This window comes from Candidatus Pelagibacter communis (genome assembly GCF_001179965.1).
Taxonomy (GTDB): Bacteria; Pseudomonadota; Alphaproteobacteria; order Pelagibacterales; family Pelagibacteraceae; genus Pelagibacter.
The window spans coordinates 1-732 of record NZ_CVSH01000032.1 but is presented as its reverse complement, the minus strand read 5'-3'; the positions used below and the strand labels follow the sequence as shown (position 1 = coordinate 732).

1 protein-coding gene is annotated in these 732 nt (G+C 22.7%); it reads right to left on the bottom strand.

Translation table 11 applies throughout. The features are described from left to right. A partial coding sequence (locus AMN73_RS01385; RefSeq protein WP_143323185.1) for a hypothetical protein occupies positions 1–700 on the bottom strand: 700 nt, incomplete at its 3' end. Positions 701–732: the final 32 nt, after the last annotated feature.

Below are 732 nucleotides of genomic sequence, written 5' to 3'. Positions count from 1 at the left end.
CAGTAATGAAAAAAAAAATAAGCGTTATTATTATTCTTAATTTAAGCCAGAAAGAATGGTCATCACTATTTTTATAATCAATCCATTTTTGGTACTTAGATGCGTAATATACCTGAACAGGGTTAAGAAGAACTGAATGAAAATAATTTTTTGACAGAATTTTAATTGTTACAATTTTATTTTTAAAAATGTTTTCTATTGATTTATTTCTTATTTTATTTAAAAAATTTATTCTATCACGCTCAATGCTTAGATTAAAATTATTATTTTTTAAAATATTTTGTGACCTTTCCTCAAAAAATAAATTTATCTCTTTTTTATTTAAATTTTGTGATTTACTAAGAATACTTGGTTCTAAATAAGTCTGCAAATCCGTCTTTGATTGAATAGGCGTAAAGTAAAATATGTCAGCCCTTTTAAGGTTGTGAAGTCCTATTAAAATTAAAATTAACGAAAAACCTAAAGCTAATGATAAAAATTTAGAAAATCTTTTTAAATAATTTTCTTTAAATAAAAATATAAAAAAAATAAAAACTAATGGGTATAACAATGCAATTGTTCTCTGGGTGTACAAAATACCAATTAATAAACCGATGACAAAAAAATGAGAATTATTTCTAGGATTAATTGAAAGACTTGTTAATACAATTAAAAAGGATAAAAAAATACTCTCAGTTAATATTGTTAAATGCCACTGCATAAGTATTGGGTTAATTAAAAGTGTAATGGCTA